The following is a 2,283-nucleotide window of genomic DNA, read 5'->3' as shown; positions in this document are numbered from 1 at the left end:
CTGACGTTCCGCACTTCTCGATCGCGTTTTGGGCCCCCGCTTCACTGGGCTTCGGTCGAGTTGTAGACGTTGGTGGGGATGTGTAGGAGGTCCAGGACCTGCTGTTGCAGGTCGGTGAGTTCGGGCTCGAAGGTCTGCACGATCTGGCCGTCGTGGTCGATGAGTTGGTGGCGTTGGATGTCGTTGAAGATCTCCAGGATGCGCGGGGCGGTGGGGGCGGGGCAGTTGCGGAGCTCGGGGTAGAGGGGGATCCCGGCCAGGCCTTGGTTGCTCATCGAGGTGCGGATCTCGCGTTCGATGAGCGCCTCGGTGAGCATGGCCAGGAAGTGGCACAGCAGCAGGGCTTCGATGCGGTGTGCTGTTTCGAGGTAGACCGGCGCGACTTCCTGCGGGCCTTTGAGCAGGTGGTTCCGGCGCTCGAGGTTCGGCTGGTAGTGGTAGGCGGCGAGCACGTCGGCTGCGGTCATCGCGGTGTCGTTGGTGATGAGCGGGAAGCAGCCGTCGGTGACCGCGTCGTAGGCGACCTTGTCGGCGTGGATGGTGGCGGTGATGGTGAAGACCGTCTTCTCGGTGCGCCGGTACCGGGTCTGGGCGCCGGGGCGGCCGCGGTTCTCCTGCCGGTGGGCGATCTCGGTGGTTTCGGTGATGGTGAAGCCGACCCAGCGGGTGGCCCCGGCCGCCTGCAGGGCTGTGCTGGCGGTCTGTTCGGCGGCGACCTGGGTCTTGATCCGGGTCTTCGGGCTGGCCAGCCGGGCCTGGACCGCCTCGATCGCGGCGAGCCCGGCCTCGATCCGGGCGGCTCGGGCTTGGGCGTCGCGGGCCGCTTTGCTGCTGGAGTGCACCCAGATCACCCGGTAGCCATCCATTGAGGGTGCTGGGGCTTGGAAGGTCCGCCAGATCCGGTCAGGGTCACTGTGGCGGGCGCCGGGTGCCCGCCGGGCCTCGGTCCATGCCGGCGCGTGCGTCTGCGCCCAGTCCCGGAACCAGGTGTCCTCGCGCCGGCCGTGCGGCACGATCGTGACGAAACGTCCACCGTGACTGTGGATGTGGCCCATCGCCTGCTTCGAGCACAGCTTGCTGTCCGCGACGTAGAGGAAGTCCGGCCGCCCGACCAGGGCGCATAGCTCGTCCCAGGTCGGGACGTGGGTGACGTCGTCGACGGTGTTGCCGTCCGCGACCCGGTAGGCGATCGGCACCGCACCATCAGCGGAGATCGTCAAGATGAACAGCAGCTGCTTCAGATCGGGCCGGAAGTCCTTGTTGTGACCCTGACGGATCGCCGGCGTCGGCTGGCCGCCGCGGTCTCGGCCGTCCGCGTCGGGGTAGTTGCCGGTCACCGTGACCGTGGTCGAGTCGTTGTGCAGCTGGGTCGTCTCGATGCCGAACCCGCGCATCACCCCCAGGACCGTCGTGGTGATCAGGCTCGCCCGGTCGCTGTCGAAGAGCCGGTCCAGCGTCCGGCCGACCCGGTCGTCGTTGAGTAGCTCGGTCTCACCCGACCCGAGCCCCAACACCGCAGGCTCGTAGCCAGCGGCCCACTCACCCAGCGCGTACACCGGCCGGTGACCGGCCACGATGTTGCGGACCAGCACCTCGATCACCGTCGCCGGCGCCAGCCGCAGCCGCGCGTCGGCGGCGGGCAGGTAGGTGCGCAGATGCTCGGCCAGACCCATCCGGGTCAAGAAGAAGCTGACGACCGGCAGGCAGCCCAGCCGCTGGCTGCGCAACGTGAACGGTCCTGGTGTCGTCATCATGCTCCTTCTTGACAGCGCTCCCGACATCGGTCAGCATATCTACTGACCGACAGCTAGTGTGGGACGTGGACAAGGAAGAATCGAGGTGTGTCGTGGCGAGTCGCCTCGAGCGCTACGAGCGCAGCTACCGGGCACTCGCCGAGGAGTTGGCCGCCGAGCTGGCGACCATCGGCTTCATCAGCCCGGGCAGCGTCGTGAGCCGCTACACCTCCTGCGGAAAGCCGGGCTGCCGCTGCCAGGCCGACCCGCCGCAACGCCACGGCCCCTACTACCAGTGGAGCCGAGCCATCGCCGGCAAGACCGTCAGCCGCCGGCTCAACAAGAACCAGGCCGAGCTGTACCAGGCATGGATCGCCAACCGTAAACGACTCGACGCCATCATCACCCAGATGGAGAAGATCTCAGCCGATGCCGGCGAAATCCTGCTCCGCCACCACAGAGTCAACCACCCCTGACCCGGCCGCGGGTCGCGCTCACCGCCCTGCCGCAGTGGGGGGCCAAAACGCGATCGAGAAGTGCGGAACGTCAG

At 67.9% G+C, this 2,283-nt stretch carries 2 protein-coding genes; one reads left to right on the top strand and one right to left on the bottom strand.

What is annotated here, in order from left to right; translation table 11 throughout:
• Positions 1–41 precede the first annotated feature (41 nt).
• Positions 42–1,754, bottom strand: coding sequence for an IS1634 family transposase (locus IEX31_RS18335; RefSeq protein ID WP_188744831.1), 1,713 nt, complete (start codon positions 1,752–1,754; stop codon positions 42–44).
• A gap of 65 nt (positions 1,755–1,819) precedes the next feature.
• Here IEX31_RS18335 and IEX31_RS18330 point away from each other — a divergent pair, with 65 nt between their 5' ends.
• On the top strand, positions 1,820–2,209 hold the full coding sequence (locus IEX31_RS18330) for a DUF6788 family protein (protein WP_188744830.1): 390 nt from the start codon (positions 1,820–1,822) through the stop codon (positions 2,207–2,209).
• Positions 2,210–2,283: the final 74 nt, after the last annotated feature.

The sequence above is a fragment of the Agromyces bauzanensis genome (genome assembly GCF_014645655.1).
GTDB lineage: Bacteria > Actinomycetota > Actinomycetes > Actinomycetales > Microbacteriaceae > Agromyces > Agromyces bauzanensis.
This window is presented reverse-complemented; position numbering and strand designations above follow the sequence as displayed.